Genomic DNA, 21,850 nt, shown 5'->3' with positions numbered 1-21,850 from the left:
AGAGAGATCTACTTGGAGAAGAGAGGAAGATCGTTGATGAGGGTTGTGTTGAAGTTGAAATGGCTGGTCCTCGCCCTATGGGTGCTTGGATCGGTGGGTCTGATGCTGAGCGCTCCGGCGATGGAGGAACTGGTTCGCACGAAAGGCCAAATCACGGTGCCGGAAGGGTATTCCTCCTCCGTAGCTGGACTGCTGGAGAAGGAGATCGGCGCTTCCGGGACCGAGGGAGAAGGCGCATCGGGAATGTCTACCGTGCTTGTCTTTCATCGGGAAGGCGGACTTAGCGATGCAGACCTGAAGGAAGTCGAGCAGGCGCTGGTGAAGCTGGATTCGGAAGGGGAGCGGCTAGGCGTAAGCTCCGTGATGACCCACTTCGATATACCAGAGCTGAAGGAGCAGATGGTTGCGGAGGATGGAAGCACCATTCTGTCGCTCTTGACCGTTGAGGCGGGCGAACGTGAGCTCAAGGATGTACAGGATGGTCTGTACCAAGCGCTTGAAGGCGTAACGGTCGATCATTATTACACAGGCAATTGGATTATTAATGAGGACGTGATTCAAAGCTCGCAAGAGGGCCTGAAGAAGACGGAATTTATTACAGTCGGATTTATTCTAGTTATTCTATTCCTTGTATTCCGTTCTGCGGCAGCGCCGCTTGTGCCGTTATTGGCGGTCGGCTTTACTTATCTGGTATCGCAGTCGATCGTGGCGTTCCTGGTGAAGTATGCGGACTTCCCGCTATCGAATTTCACGCAAATTTTCCTTGTGGCCGTCTTGTTCGGTATCGGAACGGACTACTGTATCCTGCTCATCAGCCGCTATAAGGAAGAGCTTGCGCATCGGGGTGACCGTACGGAAGCGATCGTGCACACGTACCGTACAGCCGGCAGAACGGTATTGTTTTCCGGCTTGGCGGTGCTGGTTGGCTTTGCCTCCATCGGCTTGTCGACCTTTGTGCTGTACCGCTCGGCAGTAGCGGTGGCGGTGGGCATTCTCATCCTGCTGCTTGCTTTGTTCACGCTGGTGCCGGTCTTTCTCTCGCTGCTCGGCAACGCGCTGTTCTGGCCGTCCAAAGGCAAGCTGGAGCATAAGCCAAGCAAGCTGTGGGATGTCGTCGGCCGCTTCTCACTGAAACGACCAGTCTGGGCGCTACTTATTTTGGCGGTCATCATTGTACCGTTCCTCACGGCGTATAAGGGAACCATATCCTTCAACTCGCTGGATGAGATCGGAGACAAATACGATTCGGTCAAAGGCTTCAATATTATTGCCGACAGCTTCGGTCCGGGCGAGTCGCTTCCGACAGGCGTTATCGTGAAGTCGGATGATCCACTCGATACGCCGGAAGGCCTGGCGGCTCTGGAGCAGGCAAGCCGCGAGCTGTCTAAGGTCGATGGCGTGAAGACGATCCGGAGCGCCACGCGTCCGACTGGCGCGATACTGGAGGATTTTCTTGTAGCGGATCAAGTGCTGACGCTGGATGAAGGGCTTGGCAAGAGCGGTGAGGGTCTCGGCGAGATCAGCACCGGGCTCGCCGATGCAAGCACTGCGTTGAATGAGAACGCGCCTAAGCTTGCGGAAGCGGCAGATGGCGCCGGACAGCTTGTCAGCGGTACGAAGGAGCTAAGGTCTGGGATAGAGGCGTTGGCATCCGGTCTGAAGGCGATTCAGAAGGGGCTTGATGACGGCACCGTTGGAGCGCAGGAACTGCTCAGCGGCTTGACTGAGGCGCAGGAAAGCGCCGAGAAGCTTGCCGCGGGCAGCACAGAATTGCTGACCGGCTATAAAGATCTGGGCGGGGGACTGTCGCAACTAAACGGCGGTTACGAAACGATTGCCACGGAGCAAGCGAAGCTGGCGGAAGGCCTTGCAGGCGTAACGGCAGGCCTCGATAGCCTGCAAGAGAGTCATCCGGAGCTGAAGCAGGACGAAGCCTTCCAGCAGGCGCTGGGCGCGTTGTCCGGCATGCAGCAGGGCGCTGCCGCGCTGGGCGCGCAGCTTGCGGAGCTGAACAAAGGTCTGGCCGGAATCTCTGCCGGTGTAGAACAGGCCAACAAAGGGTTTGCTGAAGCGTCTGCCGGTCAGTTTGCACTTGCGGAAGGCTTGATGCAGCTCGCGAAGGGTCTCGGCGAGCTGAAGGACGGCATTGGCCAGGCGGCGGCGGGCCAAGGACAGATCGTAGGTCAGCTGCCAGGCGTGACGCAAGGCCTTGGCGAGCTTGCCAAAGGAGGGGAAGAACTGAAGGTCGGCTTCGCCTCGTTAGGCGATCAGCTCGGCGAACTGACGAGCGGATTGGATCAGAGCGTAGACGGTTTAACCCAAGTTACGGACGGCCTGGCATCGGCAGGCGGTTACCTTCAAGGCTTGGCTGGCGCGTCGGATAAGAACATGACCGGCTGGCATATCCCACAGGAAGCGATTGAGGATGAACAGTTCCAAGCGTCGCTGGATGTCTATATGTCGCCTGACCGCAAGACGGCGAAGCTGGACGTTATCTTCGAAAGCAATCCGTATGCGCAAGACACGATGGCGGAGATAGAAGCTCTGAATGCTGCGGTCAAACGGGCCTTCCAAGGCACACCGCTGTCGGGAGCGGAGGTCGCGATTGGCGGCGTTACGAGTATGAATCATGATCTGAGCACAATCTCGAACAGGGACTATTCCAGAACGGTTATGCTCATGCTGATCGGCATCTCCCTTATCTTGATCGTGCTGTTCCGTTCTATTATTATTCCGATTTATATCGTCGCTTCATTGCTGGTCACGTTCTACACGTCGCTGGCGATGACAGAAGTGATCTTCGTCCGCATGCTGGGATTATCCGGCATCAGCTGGGCGGTGCCGTTCTTCGGCTTCGTCATGCTGATTGCGCTAGGCGTCGATTACAGCATCTTCTTGATGGACCGCTTCAAGGAATACAAGGACCTGGATCCGAAGAAGGCGATTCTGGAGGCGATGAAGAACATGGGCGCGGTCATCATGTCCGCGGCGGTCATTCTGGGCGGAACCTTCGCGGCAATGCTGCCTTCCGGCGTCATGTCGCTTCTGCAGATCGCGACGGTCGTCTTGTGCGGGCTGTTCCTGTACGCTCTAGTGATCTTGCCGCTCTTCATTCCGGTGATGGTACGCACCTTTGGCGAAGCCAACTGGTGGCCGTTCATGATGAAGCGCGAGTCATCAAGCAGAGAATTGAAGCAGTATGCAGTCATTAGCTCCAATAGGGAAGAACATTAGGTTGGAAACCCGAGCCTCGATCATTGAGGTTCGGGTTTCTTTTTTGATTTGGGGCCAGATTGAACTTAGACATTCGACTTCGCAGGTAGTAAGATGGACGTATTGCGTTGCCCAAAGAAGGAAATCTTGAACAATGACAGCATGATATGAGTGGAGGGAGGCTGCTTATGAAGCGGCTTTTGGTAATTTTCACGGGAGGCACCATTGGAAGCAAGGCGGAGGGACTGGCGATCAACGTAAGCGACAGCGGCTCTTATACGCTGCTGGAGGAGTATCGCAAGCAACCCTTCTATCGAAACGATGTACAGCTGGATACGATTCAGCCGCTGAACCTGCTCAGCGAGAACTTAACCCCGCAGGATTGGTCTGTTCTAGCCTCAGCTATCCGGGAAGTTGATTGGAGCCTTTATGAAGGCCTAATCGTCACGCATGGTTCGGACACGCTGGCTTATACAGCCGCAATGATGAGTTATCTGTTCGCAGACATTCCGATCCCGCTGGTATTGACAGCAAGCAACTATCCGATCGCTGACGTTCGGAGCAACGGTCTTCGTAATCTATCGAGTTCCATTGATTTTATTGTGAACGCGTCACTTCCCGGCATCTTTGTCGTCTATGAAAATAATAAAGGCGAGCCGCTTGTGTACTTGGGCACAAGAATATTCCAAAACGAGTCCTTCACGGACCAATTCCTCAGTCCATATGAGCTCGTCTATGGGAAGATGGCCAGCGACAGAACTTTCCAACTGGTGGCGGACCGGCGCAATCCTGATCCGGCCGGCTTAACTCCGCGCGCCAGCACGTTGTCGTGGGAACCGTCGACGCTGAAGCTAGAGGATGCCGTTTTATACATAAAGCCGTATCCGGGCTTGAATTATGAGCTGTACGACTTCAACAAGAAGAAGCCGCGTGTCATTCTGCATGATCTTCATCATTCCGGTACAGCGAATGCGCTGGAGTCGGGACCGTATTCGTTGACCGCTTTTATCAAGAAGAATCGGGAGCTGGGGATTGATTGCTACTTATGCCCCATCAAAAACGCATCCGACGCGTTATACGATTCCTCACATCGGCTGATTGACGCCGGGGCCCGGTTCATTGAAAATATATCCATAGAAGCTGCTTTGACCAAGCTGATGCTGGCTTACGGCATGATCGCAGAGGATGAGGCGCGGGACGAATTTATTCGAAGCGAGTCGATTTATTATGAGAAGCTAGAGGTGCTGTCATGATCATGGACTCGGTCACGTTGTTCACGGATAAGCGTCCGGATGAACTAATGCCGTTCTATCGGGATGTTCTGGGCTTGCCGATTAGGGAGTCAGCTGAGAATCGCTTTACGGTGCAGACAGGATACACGAGCCTGACCTTTCTTCATCAGCCGGCTGATACAGGTACGGCGCCGTATTACCACTTTGCGATCAATATTCCAGAGAACAAGCTGGATGAGGCGAAGCGATGGATTGAAAGCCGGGTAGAGATCGGCTCAGAGGACGGAGAGGATATCTCCTACAGCGAGCTATGGGACTCTCATTCGGTATACTTTCTCGATACGGCTGGCAACATTCTAGAGCTGATTGCGCGTCATACGATGGACAATGCGGTAGACCGGCCGTTTGATCCGAAGCGCGATTTGCTTGGCATCAGTGAGATGGGAATGCCGACGAAGGATGTGCCGCGTGCTGTGGATGAGCTGGAGGCGCTTGGCATCCCTACCTACAAAAGGCGGGATTCCGTCTTTAATCCGGTTGGCGACGAGGAAGGGATCTTGATTGTCGTCAAGCCGGGGCGAAGATGGCACTTTACGAATTTGACGGCGGAATGCTTTCCGTTCCAAGCTAATGTGAAGGGCATAGGCCCGTTGACGCTGGAGGAAGACGAATCGGGACTGGTTATACGCAGAGAATCGATATTGGGTTAAGTCCATTTAAAGGAGGAGAAGAAAGATGAGCAATGGAGTAGTAAAGGTTGGAGAAAGGGTGCCGGATTTCACCTTGCACGCCTCGAATGGCAAAGATATATCGCTAAGCGATTATAAGGGCAAGAAGCTGGTCATTTACTTCTATCCAAAGGATATGACACCGGGTTGTACGGCTGAATCCTGCGATTTCCGTGATTTCAATGGCGAATTCGCGGCGAATCAAGCAGAAGTGGTGGGCATTAGCCCGGATGATCTGACATCCCACGAGCAATTCGTGAGCGAATACAAGCTGCCGTTCCTCCTTCTGTCGGATACGGACCATAAGGTGTCGGAGCTGTTCGGCGTGTGGAAGGAGCTCAGTTGGGGAGGCAAGACCTTCCTTGGCGTGGAGCGTTCGACCTTTATCATTAATGAAGAAGGCACGTTGGTGCGCGAATGGCGCAGCGTCAGCGTAGACGGCCATGCGGCAGAGGTTCTCAAAGCGGTCAAGGCTTAGTGAATTGACGAGTGCCCGTGAAGGTGCGTAATTCAACAGCGTTAGGTGCGAATGTAGCTATAGCTGTTATGACTGTATATAAATAAGGTCCTCCCGCCCATGCTGCACAAGTCAGCTATGAGGGGAGGACCTTCTGTTATTTCTGTTCTTTCTTCCAATTCGGCAAATGGTTCACGTAGCTGTCAGACAAATTCAGCAGTTCCAGCGCGCGCTCGAATTCATCTTCGGTTGCCTTGTTTTCCTCATTGCCATCGCCAGCAAGCGGATAATGCTTGCCGTCCTCGAAGCCGCTGCCTGACATGAACAGCTCTTGGCTGCTCAGGAACGAGCCGCTCGGCAGGTAGTAGCGTTGAGGCAGGATATTGTAGGTCTGATTGAACAAGTCCTGGCCAAAATGAACCTGGTCGTCCAAAGACATACCCATTAAATTAGCTACGGTCGGCAGCACGTCGACTTGTCCGCCAAGCTGCTCGTATTGTGCCGGTTGTACGGTTTTGTCCGGATTCACGATGACAAGCGGGATATTGATCATATCCGTGTACGTGTAATCACGCGAATAAATTTCAGCCATCAGATCCTTCTCATGGCGATCCAGGGAGTAGATAGGCAGTCCCAGATGGTCCCCGTATAGAACGATTAAGCTGTTATCCCATATTCCCAGCGTCTTCAGGTCTTCAATGAACTTGCCTAATGCGTGGTCGGCATAGTTCTGCGAGATGATATAATCGCCAACTAGTGTGTTGTTGTATCGTTCTGGCAGTGTAATAAGTCGCTTGTCATCCGGTATCGTGTACGGATGATGCGCCGTCATGGAGATGACCTGAGCGTAGAATGGATTTTCATTTTGATCCATACGCTTCAGTTCATCTAACGTTTTCTTATACAGCATATCGTCGGAAGCGCCGAAAAATACAGTATCTTCGGTTCCGAAAAACTCGGCGTCGTAATAACGGTCGAAGCCGATCGCTTTGTACAGCTCGCCGCGGTTCCAGAATTCAACGACATTCGTGTGGAATGTCGCCGTATCGTAGCCGTGGCCCTTCAGCAGCTTCGGCAAGCTAGGCAGCTCTTTGCCTGCATACATCTGGGTCGCTGCGCCGCGAGGCGGGATATACAGCGACGTATTGACGACGAATTCAGCATCGGATGTATTGCCTTGTCCAACCTGTTGGTAGAAGTGCTTGAAGTAGCTGTTTTCCTTCACCAGCTTGTTCAGATTCGGTGTAATTTCTTTACCATCGATGCTTAGGCCAACCAGGAAATTTTGCATAGATTCCATTTGCAGGATAATCAGGTTCTTGCCGCTGGCCGTTCCTTGCAGAAATGGTTCGGCTGGAGGCTGAGTTTTCTTGACGGTATTAATCTTCTCTTGCGAGATTTGGTCTGGATCGACATAGTCGATATCCTTGTTGGAGAAGATGGTATAAGCCTCATAATTGAGAATGCCCATTTGCTCCGCTTTGACGATCTCGTTCATACTGGCGCGGTTCGGCAGTACATTGAACAGGCAGATGACTAACGATACCGTCAGCAAGCCAACGACAAATCTGGTATTCTCTTTGCGCTTGAATGAGTTTTTCCACTCTACTGCTTTACTCTTGCGGAACATGAGGAACATCAGAATAACGATATCCGTGTAGATGAACAAGAAATACGGGTCCATGAGCGAAAATACGCTGTTTTTGACCGCAGTAACCTGATTCACCTGGGCAAGCGCGAAATAGGTGACAATTACGCCGTAATACTTGTAATACATGATGACTGCAAATAGAATAGATGTCATGGTTAGGTTCGCTATGAGATAATAGAGAAGCTTCCTCTTGCTGGCGAACCATTCAATGAGACAGTAGACGATGAGCACGAATGGAATTTCTTTGAGCATGGTCGTCCAAGACGGACCGCCCTCGAAAATAACCATCCACGCCAAGTAGCTTTTGAGAAGCATAATGAGCGAAAAAAACAAAATGGGACGAGTGCTCAATAGCCGCTTTGATGTTATGATTGACACTTTGACCCTACCTTTCACAGCAAAAACCGGCTTTCTCTCCGAGCCAGCCGCCAGCGCTTTTTTTCTATGATTATAATCGTATTGTAAATCCATTATCATTATGCGCCTTCTGGGAGGTAATTGTCAAAAGGCAAAAGGGCCCTTAACAGGAATGTCGAATATTAACAATCATTAGTCGCATCATCCTGGTGCCTGCAGACGTCAATAGATAGGATATGCCAAGTTGGGAACAGGAGGAACTAGAATGGGCAGAGGGAAGTTTTTGATGCTTGTCGCACTCGCGGTCGTCGTTGTGCTGGGCGCATATGCCGTCTTGGAGAAGAAGGAAGCGGTCACAGAGACGCCGCCGAAGCTGGCGGAAGGGGCGGATGACGGCTCCGGCGAAAGCGAAGGGGAAGTATCCGGGCAGACGCCGCAGGAACCGGGCGGAGAGACGGGTGGGACTCCGGTTAGCGGCGAGGCTCCAGAGACTTCTGCGACGGACAAGCCAAGCGGCGGAGAAGCGACAACGCCTCCTACAACGGATAAGCCAAGCGGCGGAGAAGCGACAGCGCCTCCTGCGACAGGCAAGCCGGGATCTGCTGATGGTGGACAAGCCGGCATCTCCAAAGGCGAAGATGGAGCCATTGCAGTAATTGGCAAGCCGGAAAGCGTAGAAGCGCTGGTGAATCCATTCAATATGCTGCCTGACGATTACGAGCCGAGCGATCTGGTCTACCCGGATGTCCGGTTTATTTTCAAGGAAAAGATCGAGAAACGGATGATGCGGGAAGAAGCGGCGGAGGCGCTGGAGAAGCTGTTCGCCGGAGCCGAGAAGGATAATATCTATCTGGCTGGCGTGTCGGCGTACCGCTCGCACAAGACGCAGAAGGCCTTGTTCGATCGTTATGTGAAGCGCGATGGCTATGAGAAAGCAAGGACGTACAGCGCATTACCCGGAACGAGCGAGCATGAAACAGGGCTGGCGGTAGACGTCACAAGCAGTGACGGCAAATGCGCAGCGGCGGATTGCTTCGGCGATACGAAGGAAGCGGATTGGCTGAAGAAGCATGCAGCGGACTATGGATTTATTATCCGGTACCCGGAAGGAAAGCAGGATATTACGGGTTACCAGTATGAGCCCTGGCATTTGCGCTATGTAGGCGAAGAAGTAGCCGGAGAGATTGCGGCGAATGGTTCGACGCTGGAGGAATACTATAATGCTGTTCCGGTTAGCGGAACGAAGTAGAGAATGATTAGCAGAAGGCAGACGCACAATAGAGAAACGGCGCAACTGTACAGGATAAGCGGCGGAACGTTCAGAAAATAAACGCTTGCCCCGAAGCTGCGCCAATAAGGCAGTTCCTTAAATCTTTGATTCAAATGTTTTGCAGTCGGTTTCTTCGGAATGGCTTGCCTGTTTGCCGCGATTGCTGACCACATAGATTCTGCTCGCATCGCAATTGTTCCCTGCCGCCCAAAACTTGCATGAGTTCACTTCACATAATACGTCCTTTGCCATCTTCCATTCACCTCCTATGAATAGGATGGTCAAGGGAAAGCCTCTTTTATACTTAGTACAAATCGGATTTGTGGCGACACGGAGGTGCCGAGCGTGCATATCACCATGCTCCAAAATATTTATCTGATCATTATGCTGCTCAATATTTTTCTGGCTATTACCGTTATTTTTTTGGAGCGACGCAATGCCAGCTCAACATGGGCATGGCTAATGGTCTTGTTTTTTATTCCGGTGCTTGGTTTCATTATGTATCTGGTGCTGGGGCAGAAGGTTCGGAAGCGGCAGCTTAACAAGCTGCTCGGGGACAATCAGAGGATACTTGAGGATACACTGGAGAAGCAGAGGCTCGACCTGCTTGAGCATAGGCTGCTCCCGGAGTCCAGTGATCTGTCGGAATATCAGGATATGATCTACATGAACTTGATCACAAGCTACGCCCTGTATACGAGCAATAATTCCATCGAGATCTTTACCGAGGGCAATCAGAAGTTCGACGCTTTGATCGCGGATATTGAGGCGGCGCAGCATCATATCCACTTGGTCTATTATATCGTTCGCGATGATGTGCTGGGCAGGAAGCTGGTCGGGGCGCTGACGAAGAAGGCGGCGCAGGGCGTCGAAGTGCGATTCCTGTATGATCATATCGGCAGTTCGCACTTGCCCAGGCGGTTCTTCCGGGAACTTCGCGAGGCAGGCGGAAGGGAAGCGGCCTTCTTCCCTTCGCGAATCCCTTACCTGAACTTGAAGATCAACTATCGCAACCATAGGAAGCTGGCCATAATCGACGGCAAGGCAGGCTACATAGGCGGATTCAACATCGGAGATGAATATTTGGGCCTCAATAAGCATTTTGGAGAATGGCGGGATACTCATTTGAAGGTAACCGGCGGCGCGGTCCTGCAGATGCAGGCGCAATTCCTAATGGACTGGAACCTCGCATCCTCCGGTCGAATGAATCTGAATGAGTCGTATTTCCCTGTTATTCCTTTTGCGGGCGGGAAGATCGGCATGCAGCTGGTGGCGAGCGGTCCGGATACGGAGTATCAGGAAATCAAGAACGCCTATATTAAGATGATCTATTCTGCGAAGGAGACCATTAGGCTGCAGACGCCTTATTTTGTACCGGATGAGAGTCTGATGACGGCACTGCGCATCGCGGCGCTGTCCGGCGTCAAGGTGTGCATCATGCTTCCAAGCAAGCCGGATCATTTCTTCGTATACTGGGCAACACATTCTTACTTGGGAGAGCTGCTGAAGAGCGGAGTGCGTGTCTATTTGTACGAGAAGGGCTTCCTTCATGCCAAAACGCTGGTGGTAGACGGCAAGCTTGCGTCTGTCGGAACGGCCAATCTGGATATACGGAGCTTCAAGCTTAATTTTGAAATGAATGCATTCATTTATGACAAGCAGACAGCATCACGATTAATTGAAATCTTCGAGCAGGATGTGATTCATTCCCGGGCGCTCACCCAGGAGGATTATAACACGCGGCCGCTGTTCAACCGGTTCAAAGAGTCGATCTCCCGGCTGCTTAGCCCGATTCTATAGTTCTGCCAAACATAAAAAGGGATTTCGCTTATCGATGATAACCGAAATCCCTTTATGTTTCTGAAAAACAACTATTCAATTTCTTCAAACGCTCCATTCTACTGCTTGCACAGCCTCTTGAATTAGGTGTTGCTTGGTCCTTGCGAATGTATGAGACGCTTCCGATTATCCAACTGAACCGAGTCCCCGCATGTTCCTGCGTACGGCCAACTCCTTCCCGCGTTAGTGGAACACGCTTCGCTAACCTACTTCAATGGACTATCCCCTCTCGTTAGTTATGACTCTATTATAGGCTATTGTTTTAATTTTGTAAATATTCAGATAACTATTTGATGTGTCAAATTCGTTACGATGCTGTGTTGAAGGAAGGACGGTTGACGGTGTATAGAAATGAATTTATACTTAGTCTAAAATCATTTGATGAAGGCGGCATGAAGAAGTCATGAACAAAATAAACTTAACTATACAGAGGAAAGCCGTGTACGAAGTTGTGCAGCAGGCGTTCGACCATCCGACAGCGGCCGATGTCATTGAGAGATTGCGCAGCAATGGCCATAACTTTGCTTATGGCACGGTCTACAATTCACTGCGCTACTTGACGGATGTCGGAATGATTCGTGAGCTGAAGCTAGGGGAGGCGGTAAGCCGCTACGATGCCAGAATGGAAGATCATCAGCATATCATGTGCGTGAAGTGCGGGCGAGTGGACGAGGTATTGGTCGATATGCCTTCAGACTGGATGGCAAGCGTAGCGAAGGAAACCCATTACCGCATTGAACACGCTCACGTCGTTCTTGAGGGGGTGTGCGAGACATGCGCGAGCAAAACTTCGTGACGGAAGCCTCGTCGCAGACAGGCATTCTCTGCTCCCTGACGCAGAGAGTCATGATTATCAGTCCGCTGCCGGATCGCGTTCGCAGCTTGCTGGTTGCGTTGTCGACCGATTGCTTTGACGTATTCTCCCTGCATGAATTTAATAAGGGCATGCTGCCAGCATTGCAGCCGGAGCTGCTTGTCTACGACGCATTGCCTCTGCCGCTGCCATCGGTAGGCCATACACTGGAAGGCGGCGCGGAGCTGCTGGCCGCTGCGAGGGATTACAACGTTCCTGTGCTCGTGCTTCTTGACGCTACTTCGTACGAGGAACACAGCGGCCATGCGCTGTCTGGAGCGGAATTGCTTCAGTGGCCTGCACAGCCCGAAGAGGCGCTGGATCGTATACATCGCATGCTGGAGGATCGGCCGGCCCAACCATCCGGCAATGCGGAAGATGTACGTGTCTTCAAGGACATTCGCATCGATCTGCGCAAGATGAAGGTAGAGCGGGGAGGCGCGCGGGTAGAATTGACCAAGACCGAATATGACCTGCTGCTGTACTTTATCCATTCGGATGGTTCTGTCCTTACGAGAGAGATGCTGCTCGACAACGTCTGGGGATCTCAGTTCTACGGCGGCAGCAACGTAGTCGATGTGCATATCAAGACACTGCGCAAGAAGCTGAAGGATAGCGCGGTATCGCCTCGCTATATCGTCACGGTCCGCGGAGCCGGCTACAGGCTGGCGGATGATGCCATACACTAGCTTCCTCATGCGCTTGTATGATGTTCATCCAATGTTCATGTACCGTTCATCATGATTTCATGACAGCCGGACACCTTGAAGGTACAATTAGTTTAAGGATTTAGATCAAGTCTAAATATATAACTAATGAGGTGGATATAATGGACAATCGATTAACGACCAATCAAGGCGCGCCAGTAGGCGATAATCAAAATTCCAGAACAGCAGGACAGCGCGGTCCGACCTTGCTGGAAGATTATCATTTGCTAGAGAAAATTGCGCACTTCGACCGGGAGCGCATTCCGGAGCGTGTCGTGCATGCGCGCGGCGCCGGCGCTCATGGCGTATTCCGGCTGGAGAATAGCATGCAAGAGCATACGAAGGCACATTTCTTGGGAGCTGAGGGTACCGAGACGCCGGTATTCGTCAGATTCTCTACGGTAATACACGGCACCGGATCTCCCGAAACGTCACGCGATCCGCGCGGCTTCGCCGTGAAATTCTATACGCAGGAAGGCAACTATGACCTGGTGGGAAACCATCTGCCTGTCTTCTTTATCCGCGATGCGCTCAAGTTCCCGGATATGGTGCACTCCCTGAAGCCCGCTCCGAACACGAATATTCAGGAACCGGCGCGTTATTGGGACTTCATGACACTTTCTCCTGAATCGACACATATGCTGACCTGGCTGTTCTCCGATGACGGAACGCCTGCCACCTATCGTGAGATGGACGGCTTCGGCGTACATGCGTACAAATGGATCAACGAGGCAGGCAAGCAAACGTATGTGAAGTACACATGGAAGTCGCTGCAGGGCGTACGCAACTTTACTGCGAAGGAAGCGGCGGAGATGCAGGCGAAGGACTTCAATCATGCTACCCGTGATCTGTATGAAGCGATTGAGCTGGGCAATTATCCGGAGTGGGAGCTGCATGTGCAGCTGATGCCGATCGAGCATGTCGATCGTTACACATTCGACCCGCTTGACCCGACCAAAGTATGGCCGGAGGACATGTATCCACTGCGAAAGGTAGGCACGATGACGCTGAACCGCAATCCGATCAATTATTTCTCGGAAGTGGAGCAGTCAGCCTTCGCGCCTAGCGTGCTGGTGCCGGGCATCGAGCCGTCAGAGGATAAGCTGCTGCAGGGGAGACTGTTCTCCTATCCGGACACGCAGCGCTACCGGCTGGGGGCCAATTACTTGAATATTCCGGTCAACTGCCCCTATGCACCGGTGCGCAACTATCAGCGCGACGGAGCAATGACGATGAAAGCCGATCCGTCTCCGGTTAATTACGAGCCGAATAGCGATTCCGGCAGTCCGAAGGAGGACGCGGCATACTTGGATTCGTCTATTCCGCTTGAAGGTAATGCCGGACGTCAGAAAATCGATAAGACGGATGACTTCACGCAGGCGGGTGAGCGCTACCGCGGCTTGCCGGAGGAGCAGCAGCGTAATCTCGTGTCCAATCTGGTGAATGATCTGCAAGCAACCAACGATGATATTCGCCTGCGCGCAATCTGCAACTTCTTCCGCGCCGACCGAACGCTCGGCATGCAGCTGTCCGAGGAGTTGGGCGTTGATATTAGCAAGTTCATCCCGCAGGGGCATATGCAGGCGTAATTCAGCTATTTTCATAGTTATTTGGCAGCGGCTTTTGTGCGGTATTTCGCGCAGAAGCCGCTGCTTTGTGATTGTGGGGCGTATGAACATCGTATTTGCTTACGAGCGGGGGTGGAGGTTAAACTAATAAATAGGTAAGTTTATCGGAATAAGCTGGCTTGAGCCAAGCTGCGGCAGAGATGCCGTAAGCCGAGTCTGCTTCGAGAGAGGCCGCCGCGCCGCGCTGGAGAGCTGCAAGCCGAGAAATTCGGCTTAGGGAGACTGCCGCGCCGCGCTGGAGAGCTGCAAGCCGAGAAATTCGGCTTAGAGAGGCTGCCGTGCTGAGCTGGAGAGCTGCAAGCGGAGAAATTCGGCTTAGTGAGACTGCCGCGCCGCGCTGGAGAGCTGCAAGCGGAGAAACTCGGCTTAGAGAGGCTGCCGTGCCGAGCTGGAGAGCTGCAAGCGGAGAAATTCGGCTTAGAGAGGCTGCCGCGCCGCGCTGGAGAGCTGCAAGCCGAGAAATTCGGCTTAGTGAGACTGCCGTGCCGAGCTGGAGAGCTGCAAGCGGAGAAACTCGGCTTAGAGAGACTGCGGGCTGTGTAGCGGGCAGCCGGGCCTATCACGGACAAAACAAACTTTTTACATAAAAGCAATGGAGGTTGCAGAGGATGCTATGGTCCAATCCAATTGTACAGACGGGAGCGATTGTGTTTTCGGTGCTGGCAGGGCTGAGCCTGATCATTATACGCATGCGTGCGGGCAAACGGCCAACGACGCTAAAGAAGATCGTCATCCCGCCCCTCGGCATGGCGACGGGATTCATCATGTTCGCGGTACCCGTCACCCATATTCCGTGGCTGTGGGGACTGTCCGCTTTCGGAACGGGTCTGCTGATCTTTTCGTTCCCGCTCATTGTTACGACCAGCATGGAAAAGGTGGACTCTGACATCTTCGTTCGCCGCTCGAAAGCGTTTATTGCTATTATGCTGGTGCTCTTCCTGCTCCGACTCATGCTGCATAGCGTTGTGGAGCAATACATGTCGATACCGCAGACTGGAGCGATCTTCTACCTTCTGGCGTTCGGCATGATTGTACCGTGGCGGCTGGCTATGGTGGGCGATTATTTGCGCCTGCGAAAATTGGAGGCTTAAACGATTAATTGGTCATACTACCCATTACCGAAACTTTATGGCGATGGGTGGTATTTTTTTATGGCTCATAACGAACAGCATGCCGACCGCTTTTCTTCAACAGGCTTTATCATGTCTGCTGTGGGCAGTGCGGTAGGGCTCGGCAACATGTGGAAGTTCCCTTATGTAACAGGCCAATACGGAGGAGCTGCGTTTTTCCTGCTGTTTATGGTTTGTCTGCTGCTCGTGGGTCTGCCTATTCTACTTGCCGAGCTCGCGGTTGGCCGGGGCGGCCGAGGGAATGCATCCTCCTCCCTTAGCAAGCTGAGCGGCAGCAAGGCATGGGGAGCGTTTGGCTTCTTGTCTGTGGCAGGCTCTTTCTTTATTATGTCCTTCTATGGCATTGTAGCAGGATGGACGCTTCATTATGCGGTGCTGAGCTTTACGGGAGAGCTATTCTCCACCCAGGATTACGCAGGTCTCTTCGGGCGATTCATGAATAGCTGGCTGCCGATCGGATGGCAGCTGGTGGTCATGCTCGTAACGGCATTGGTATTAATACGGGGCGTGTCGGAGGGCATCGAACGCTTCAATAAAGTGCTTATTCCGACACTGGTGGTCTTGTTGCTGCTATTGGCCGTTCAGGCATTGTCGTTGGAAGGAGCGGGAGAGGGAGTATCCTTCTTCTTGAATCCGGATTTCAGCAAGCTGACGGCAGAGTCGGCGCTAGTAGCGCTTGGACAAGCTTTTTTTTCGATGTCGCTGGGGATGGGGACGATGGTTACGTATGGCGCATATGTCCAAAAGAAACAATCGCTAGGCACGGCGACCATTGCGGTTGGGGTAGGAAATGTTTTGTATGCCCTGTTGGCGGGGCTGATCATCTTCCCCACAATCTTTGTGTTTGGCATTGAACCGACGCAAGGAGCAGGTCTCGTGTTTATTGCGCTGCCTGCAGCGTTCTCTGCGATGCCGCTTGGCGCGGTGTTCGGCGGATTGTTTTTTGTCCTGCTTGCTTTCGCAGCCATTACATCGGCGGTATCTGTATTGGAGGTGCCGGTAGCCTATGCAAGCGAGACCTTCGGCTGGAGCCGTCCCGTCGCTGTCGCCATCGTGGGATTGTTTTGCTTCCTTGCGGGCGTTCCGTCCGCGCTGTCGCTGGGTGAGGGCCCTTGGCTTTCGTTTGGCGGGAGGGCTCTGTTCGATTGGGTGGACTTTATCTGCTCCAACGTGGTGCTGCCGATTAGCGGACTGGTCATTACGATCTTTGCCGGATATGTCTGGAAAGGAGCTGCCGAAGAAGCGCGATTATCACCGCTTTGGTTTCGGATATGGTTGTTCATGCTTCGGTTTGTAGCACCGGTGCTGGTCCTGCTGGTCTTATTGTATTATGCAGGCGTGATCCAAATTTAAATGGAGGTGTGAGAAGCGTTCCGGGAGCCGATCAGCGGCAGGGCCGGGAGATTGTACAATTATTGCATCGTGGTCACCCCAATGATGACAGTGTGTGGCAGTATGTTTTGCTTTGGGGTTGCTAGTTGGACGGGGGACCGGCTCACTCGCCAATGTACTTGGTATTACAGTAGCGAATTGCTGGTGCGTCAAGCATAAGGGGCTGATCATCGGCTTGCTGACAGCCAGCGCTGTGACCGGGCAGCTGCTGTTCTTGCCGCTGCTTGCTCAAGCAATGGATGCGCTGGGCTGGCGCTTCTCGATTTATATGGTTGCAGGCGCCCTGCTGCTGCTTGTTCCGTTAATTGTACTAGGCATGAAAAATCACCCGCCCGATGTAGGAAAGCCCGCGCTTGGAGAGGAGCAAGCAGAGAAGCCGGTTCCATTCACGGGCAATTTGTTCATGACCAAAGAAGCTGCTTTCCCATAGGCATAGACCTAGAGGGAAGCAGCTTCTTTTTCGCAACGGGGTTAGTTTTCAGACTTCAAGCAATTATATTGCGAAGCGATGGTCCATACCCGAAGCAGCGTCTGAATGAGCGGGTAGCCTTGATGAACAATGAGGGCGAACAGTCCCGCCCAGATCATCGACATGCTCGTAATCGCAAGCCCCAGCAGAGCAACGATGCCCCACATGAGAAGCGAGATTGCGGCATAAGGAAGGAAGCGTCTCACTGAACGCCATAACGCAGGGAACACGCCTTCGCCGGACACCGCTCCGAACTGCATGGAGAGAAATAGCAGATGAATGATTGCGATCCATAGCAGCCATATTGCGGCTCCCAATGCGACGGCTGACAGGAAAGCAGGCGAAAGCCCGTGTCTCAGCGCGTCGATCCACTTCGGCAGGAACCACCATGCCGGAGCCAGCATGAGTGCGGAGCTAATCCAGTATAGCAGCATTATCGGCTTCCACACCTTGCGGATTCCTTCCAGTATGCGAGTTCCTTCTCCACGATCGTATTGATGATGAAGGGAGTAGAACAGTCCGGCGTTGAAGAGCGGCGTCAGAAGCATACGGGCAAGGAACAATCCGCCGAGCAGCCAGAGGTAAGGGGTAATGAGGTCGGTCTTGAACAGCTGGAACTGGGCCTCCGCAAGGAATGACTGCACAGCCTGCTCGGTTGGAGCAGAGGCAGGGAAACGCCTGAGCAGCGGAGATACTGTATCGTCGATTGTGCGGTAGACGAGGAAGCCCCATAGCAGCTGGTACAGGAATAGCAGGATAACAAGATTCATATGCCGGAATGCCAGCCGCCAGCCTTGCAACATGTTTTGTTTCATCTCGATCTCTCCTTGGAAAGCAAATACTTACGGAGGGCCAGGTGGACTGCTACCAGCCGAATGCGCCCAATACGCCTTGAATGAACTTGGATACGCCTACGTTCCATCTCGTGCGTGTCTCGCCCGGCAGCTCAGCCAGCATAAAGTTATTGATGAGCTTGTTGTCCAGCACGTTGGTATGGTCAGGGTCGACCGAGACCCACTCCAAAGGCGCGGCGGTCACTTCGGTATATTGGATATGGGATTCGTCGCCCGCCCATTCTCTCGTGAGGGTTGATCCATCCGTGAACTTGAACAGGATGGGAATCGGTCCCGTCGTTCCGCCATTCTTCTTAATGAGAACGGTGGACTCGAATAGCTGGCCTTCCTCACGCTCGACGGGCTTGACCTCGATCGCATCCACGGAGAAGTCGGCCATGCGGTTGCTGTAGACAAATTGATTAAAATATTCGGTCCAATCGGCTTTCGTCACTTGCTCCACGATACGCTGGAAGTCTGCCGTAGCCGGGTGCTTGAACTTGTATTTCTGGAAGTAGGTCCGCATGATGCGGTTCATCATCTTCTCTCCGACTTTGTTCTCAATATCCACCAGCACCAGCTTGGCACGCATGTACACGTTCTCGGCATAGTGAAGATGATTGCTGTACGCCCAGGATGGCTGGCGGAGAGGGGCCGGATGGGTCATGTAGCTGGCTTCAAGCCTTAGGTTAGGCGTAATGCCGTAGGCAGCTTCCATTACCTTGTCCTCGGCATAGGAGGTGAAGCCTTCATCCAGCCATGCTTCCTCGAATTCGTTGGAGGCGACCATGCCATACCAGAACTGATGGCCGATCTCATGCACGACGGTACGCTCCAGTTCATATCCGGGATTACTGTTCTCGGCGGCAAAAGCGGTAATGAGCGTCGGGTACTCCATGCCGCCAGCGCCAGCGGCTCCTTTCGGCGGGACTACGACCGACAGCGTATTGTACGGATAGGTGCCGTACCATCTGGAGTAGTTCGCAAGCGCGGACTTGGCCGCATGCATATAACGGTCCTTCAGCTCCGCATGTGCCGGATCGAGGTAGAGCTTAATCCGTACACCCGGAATGCCTTTGTCCGAGAAGGCGACCTCTTCGTAGATGAAATCCGGCGATGCAGCCCAAGCAAAGTCATGGACATCCTCGGCGTAGAACTGGAACAGCTTGGTGCCGTCTTGCTGGACGATCGGTTTGGTCTGGAAGCCTGTAGCCGCAACCGTATATGTCTCCGGTACTTGAATCCGCACACTGTAGATGCCGAAGTCGCTGTAAAACTCCGAGTTGCCGTGATACTGGTGAACATTCCATCCTTCGGAGGTGCGTCCTCTTGTGCCTTGGGTTTCATAGACGGCCAGCTTCGGGAACCATTGGCCGGCCATGATGAAATCTCCGGAATAGCCCATTCTGGCGAATACCTCCGGCAGCTTCACCTCATAGCTCATGCGAAGCGTCACGGATTTGCCAGGAGGTACGGGCTCTGGGAGACGAAGTCTCGCAAGCGTGTAGTCGCTTGGATTGCTGTCATCGGGCTGTGTGTACTGCAGGCGCGGAAGCAGGCTCTCGCCTTCAAGCGTCTGCAGCTCAAGCAGCTTCATATGGCTTCTGCTGTTCGCTGTCGCCTTATCCTGGCGCAGCATGCCGTGAGATTCGGTCATGAAAGTCGTCTTGGGAGATTGGAAGGCGTTCGGGTACAGGTGGAAGTAGAGCTCGGACACCGATTTTTTGCCAGGGTTCGTCCAGGTGATATCCTGTGCTCCGTCGAGATGTTGGCCGTCGTCGCGCAGCGAGACGTTAATGTGGTACTCGACTACCCGTTTGCTCAGCGGCTGCGGCTTCGGCGGCATGGCCGTGTCCGGCTGCTGGACAACTTGCGGCTTGGCCGAATTTGGGGCAGGCGAAGGCTGCATGACATCTGCGGCAGGGGCAAGCGCATATGTATATTGGGATAGCCAAGCTTCTCCGAAGCCGTACTTCATCGAGGTGACGAGGAAGACGACTGCGAGCGAACCAAATAAAATCCGTTTGATATTGCGTGGAGTCATTGAACGTTTCCCTCCCGTTGACAAGCATCTACAGCATGTATATGTTTGCAATTCCAAGATTATTAGCTAAAATGGAATTATTGTATGGGAAGGTGGGATAAGCATGACGGAGCAAGGAAATACGCCGGCTCAGCCGGAGGTTAAAGAGAAGAAATCCTTGTCGCTCAACGTAGTGAGCAGCAAGAAACATAAAGGCTTTGGCGCAGGTTCTATCGATCTTAGCGATGTGGCTTGCGTAATGATCGACCAGGGCGTCGCTTATATTGATGTAGGAGCGATGCATGCGAAGAGCAAGATCGAGCGGGGCATCAAGTTCACGCCCAACAAGGAGGACACACCAAACGGACGCCAGTGCTGGATCGTCTGGGTAGCGGTCGACCGCAACGAGGAAGGCTCGTATTACGCGGGAGCAACAGCATGCGAGATGCTGATTGATACGGAGGCGAGACGTGGTTGGAAGATTCTCGCCGACCATGTGAATCATCTCGACTATGCGCTCAAGCGCCGCTATATGGTGGATAATCTGGGCGATGAAGAGAAAGCTGCACTCCGCAAGCTTCTGGTAGAGCATAATGCGGAATGGTGGGAGCGTACCCCGGCCGAGCTGCGGGACGCTCTGGGCGGTTAAATCAATAATGCAACGACCCGGCTCCTGCGAGCCGGGTCGTTTGTTTTGTGCGGTATTGTCAACTGCCGTTCATGCCTGCACTAAGGTCTGAAGTATTGCGTGACCGTTCCTTTGCCCGCCGATACGGCGATTTCTGCATAGGCTCCGTTGATGAACGTCATCTGCGGCGGGACATGTCCGCAATCGATATCGTATATAATCGGCACACGCAGCTCCTCCGCAAGGTCACGGTATACATCCTCGATAACATAGTCCTCTACGGGCGCATTCGTCGCGCTTCTGCCGAACATGAGGCCGGAGCAATCGTCGAACCATCCGGCAAGCTTAAGCTGCACTAATGATCGCTTAAGATCCGTCGTCCGCAAATCGCAATTCTCGAAGTACCACACGATCGGCTCGCCGGGGATATGCTTCTGCCGGAATGCGGCGATATCTCCGTACGGCGTCCCCGCCAGATGGCGAATGATATCGATGCAGCCGCCAAGCAAACGTCCGCTCATATGAGAGGGGTTGCCGGAGGCAGTCTTCCAGCTCGTAGGCTCCGTTAAGTGGAAGACGCATGGCGAAGGCGTCTCGAAGTTCCATTCCTTCTGGAACAGGGAAGAGGATTGCTGCACGATCGACTCGCCCGTCTTCGTGCGCAGCGCCAGGAGCCATGCAGCGGTGGTGTCGTCCCAATATTCTCCGCGCACATCCACCAGATTCGTGCCGTGCGCTGTCGCAATACCTGTAGCGAGTGTCACGGCGAGCAGCAGAATGCTCGTATCGGAATAGCCCAGCAGCCACTTATCCGAATAGCTGCCGAAATCCAGATGCTCCAATAGCTCAATGAGCAACTCTCCGCCCCATGGCGGAATAATAATGTCGATTTTTTTATCCGCCATCATGGCGTTCAGCTCTGCGGCTCTCTCGATAGCAGAGGAGGACTTGGCTTTATGCTGTTTCCATGGTGTCTCTCCCAGAACGACGGAAAATCCTTCATTCTTCATCTTGGCGACCGCTTCGGTCAGAATGAAGTGCAGCTCTTCTTGTACGCCGGATGATGGCGCCGTTACGCCAATCGTCGCGTTTTGTCTCAATAGCGGGTACGTAATCATGGTAGCCCTCCTCTGTTCCTTTTTGGGGAATTATACAAGGATAACCGAGTTTGGTCTATATATAATTGCAGTGGTGGTAAAAAGCTATCCTGCTTGCGGCTTTGCTGCGGACAGTTGCCTTGCCTTTTGTTGCAGGTTCCGGCTGCAGCACTGTAGAATGAACCAGACGTCTATTGGCTGAAAATTTTTTTTGTGGATAGTGCAGGGTTTTGAGAGGGTGCTAACGTCTATCTATACCGGGAAGGGAGGAGAGCGCAATTCAAGACGAAGCATGGCTCATAGCTGTACAGGGCGGCGGGCCCGAGCAGTATCGACCGTTCGT

Annotated in this window: 19 protein-coding genes; 14 read left to right on the top strand and 5 right to left on the bottom strand. The window is 53.1% G+C overall.

Features of this window, described 5'->3' with window-relative positions:
- Positions 1-36: 36 nt before the first annotated feature.
- The 4 genes from D3P07_RS18320 to bcp all read left to right on the top strand — a co-directional run bounded on the left by D3P07_RS18320 (position 37) and on the right by bcp (position 5,651).
- Positions 37-3,234 (top strand): MMPL family transporter, encoded by a 3,198-nt coding sequence (locus D3P07_RS18320; protein ID WP_119801705.1) that lies wholly within the window; start codon positions 37-39, stop codon positions 3,232-3,234.
- A 167-nt stretch (positions 3,235-3,401) separates the two neighbouring features.
- Positions 3,402-4,466 carry an asparaginase gene (locus D3P07_RS18315; RefSeq protein ID WP_182914386.1) on the top strand — a complete coding sequence of 355 codons (1,065 nt, stop codon included), beginning with the start codon at positions 3,402-3,404 and terminating at the stop codon, positions 4,464-4,466.
- Entirely contained in the window at positions 4,463-5,155 is a 693-nt protein-coding gene (locus D3P07_RS18310) for a VOC family protein (RefSeq protein ID WP_119801703.1), read from the top strand. Before D3P07_RS18315 ends, D3P07_RS18310 begins: the two co-directional genes overlap by 4 nt.
- Before the next feature lie 25 nt (positions 5,156-5,180).
- Positions 5,181-5,651, top strand: a complete 471-nt coding sequence (gene bcp / locus D3P07_RS18305; RefSeq protein ID WP_119801702.1) for a thioredoxin-dependent thiol peroxidase — start codon at positions 5,181-5,183, stop codon at positions 5,649-5,651.
- 136 nt (positions 5,652-5,787) lie between these two features.
- Here bcp and D3P07_RS18300 read toward each other — a convergent pair whose 3' ends face one another.
- Positions 5,788-7,659: an LTA synthase family protein gene (locus D3P07_RS18300; protein WP_397334608.1), complete on the bottom strand. Its 1,872-nt coding sequence runs from the start codon at positions 7,657-7,659 to the stop codon at positions 5,788-5,790.
- 244 nt (positions 7,660-7,903) lie between these two features.
- Here D3P07_RS18300 and D3P07_RS18295 point away from each other — a divergent pair, with 244 nt between their 5' ends.
- The gene (locus D3P07_RS18295; protein ID WP_259391577.1) at positions 7,904-8,887 is read left to right on the top strand and encodes a D-alanyl-D-alanine carboxypeptidase family protein; all 984 of its coding nucleotides are present in this window, start codon (positions 7,904-7,906) and stop codon (positions 8,885-8,887) included.
- Positions 8,888-9,004: 117 nt separating this feature from the next.
- On the opposite strand, the gene D3P07_RS18290 is transcribed toward D3P07_RS18295, so the two are convergent.
- Positions 9,005-9,160, bottom strand: coding sequence for a DUF1540 domain-containing protein (locus D3P07_RS18290; RefSeq protein WP_119801701.1), 156 nt, complete (start codon positions 9,158-9,160; stop codon positions 9,005-9,007).
- 99 nt (positions 9,161-9,259) lie between these two features.
- On the opposite strand from D3P07_RS18290, the gene cls reads away from it, so the two are divergent.
- The 8 genes from cls to D3P07_RS18250 all read left to right on the top strand — a co-directional run bounded on the left by cls (position 9,260) and on the right by D3P07_RS18250 (position 16,887).
- Positions 9,260-10,708: a cardiolipin synthase gene (gene cls, locus D3P07_RS18285; protein WP_119802027.1), complete on the top strand. Its 1,449-nt coding sequence runs from the start codon at positions 9,260-9,262 to the stop codon at positions 10,706-10,708.
- Positions 10,709-11,150: 442 nt separating this feature from the next.
- Entirely contained in the window at positions 11,151-11,543 is a 393-nt protein-coding gene (locus D3P07_RS18280) for a Fur family transcriptional regulator (protein WP_119801700.1), read from the top strand.
- Positions 11,522-12,289, top strand: coding sequence for a response regulator transcription factor (locus tag D3P07_RS18275; RefSeq protein WP_119801699.1), 768 nt, complete (start codon positions 11,522-11,524; stop codon positions 12,287-12,289). Before D3P07_RS18280 ends, D3P07_RS18275 begins: the two co-directional genes overlap by 22 nt.
- Positions 12,290-12,429: 140 nt before the next feature.
- A complete protein-coding gene (locus D3P07_RS18270; RefSeq protein ID WP_119801698.1) occupies positions 12,430-13,896 on the top strand; it encodes a catalase in 1,467 nt (488 codons plus the stop codon).
- 357 nt (positions 13,897-14,253) lie between these two features.
- Positions 14,254-14,478: a hypothetical protein gene (locus D3P07_RS18265; protein ID WP_119801697.1), complete on the top strand. Its 225-nt coding sequence runs from the start codon at positions 14,254-14,256 to the stop codon at positions 14,476-14,478.
- Between the two features lie 65 nt (positions 14,479-14,543).
- A complete protein-coding gene (locus tag D3P07_RS18260) occupies positions 14,544-15,026 on the top strand; it encodes a CcdC family protein (RefSeq protein ID WP_119801696.1) in 483 nt (160 codons plus the stop codon).
- A gap of 60 nt (positions 15,027-15,086) precedes the next feature.
- The gene (locus D3P07_RS18255) at positions 15,087-16,418 is read left to right on the top strand and encodes a sodium-dependent transporter (protein WP_119801695.1); all 1,332 of its coding nucleotides are present in this window, start codon (positions 15,087-15,089) and stop codon (positions 16,416-16,418) included.
- Between the two features lie 94 nt (positions 16,419-16,512).
- Positions 16,513-16,887: an MFS transporter gene (locus tag D3P07_RS18250; RefSeq protein WP_147384538.1), complete on the top strand. Its 375-nt coding sequence runs from the start codon at positions 16,513-16,515 to the stop codon at positions 16,885-16,887.
- 41 nt (positions 16,888-16,928) lie between these two features.
- On the opposite strand, the gene D3P07_RS18245 is transcribed toward D3P07_RS18250, so the two are convergent.
- Both D3P07_RS18245 and D3P07_RS18240 read right to left on the bottom strand, forming a co-directional pair.
- The gene (locus D3P07_RS18245) at positions 16,929-17,741 is read right to left on the bottom strand and encodes a hypothetical protein (RefSeq protein WP_119801693.1); all 813 of its coding nucleotides are present in this window, start codon (positions 17,739-17,741) and stop codon (positions 16,929-16,931) included.
- Between the two features lie 49 nt (positions 17,742-17,790).
- Complete coding sequence (locus tag D3P07_RS18240; RefSeq protein WP_119801692.1) at positions 17,791-19,803, bottom strand: M1 family metallopeptidase; 2,013 nt, start codon at positions 19,801-19,803, stop codon at positions 17,791-17,793.
- 103 nt (positions 19,804-19,906) lie between these two features.
- Between D3P07_RS18240 and D3P07_RS18235 the strand changes: the two genes are divergently transcribed.
- Positions 19,907-20,431 carry a YwhD family protein gene (locus tag D3P07_RS18235; protein WP_119801691.1) on the top strand — a complete coding sequence of 175 codons (525 nt, stop codon included), beginning with the start codon at positions 19,907-19,909 and terminating at the stop codon, positions 20,429-20,431.
- An 80-nt stretch (positions 20,432-20,511) separates the two neighbouring features.
- On the opposite strand, the gene D3P07_RS18230 is transcribed toward D3P07_RS18235, so the two are convergent.
- Entirely contained in the window at positions 20,512-21,528 is a 1,017-nt protein-coding gene (locus tag D3P07_RS18230; RefSeq protein ID WP_119801690.1) for a S66 family peptidase, read from the bottom strand.
- Between the last annotated feature and the right edge of the window lie 322 nt (positions 21,529-21,850).

Source organism: Paenibacillus sp. 1011MAR3C5, assembly GCF_003591485.1.
Taxonomy (GTDB): Bacteria; Bacillota; Bacilli; order Paenibacillales; family Paenibacillaceae; genus Pristimantibacillus.
This window is presented reverse-complemented; position numbering and strand designations above follow the sequence as displayed.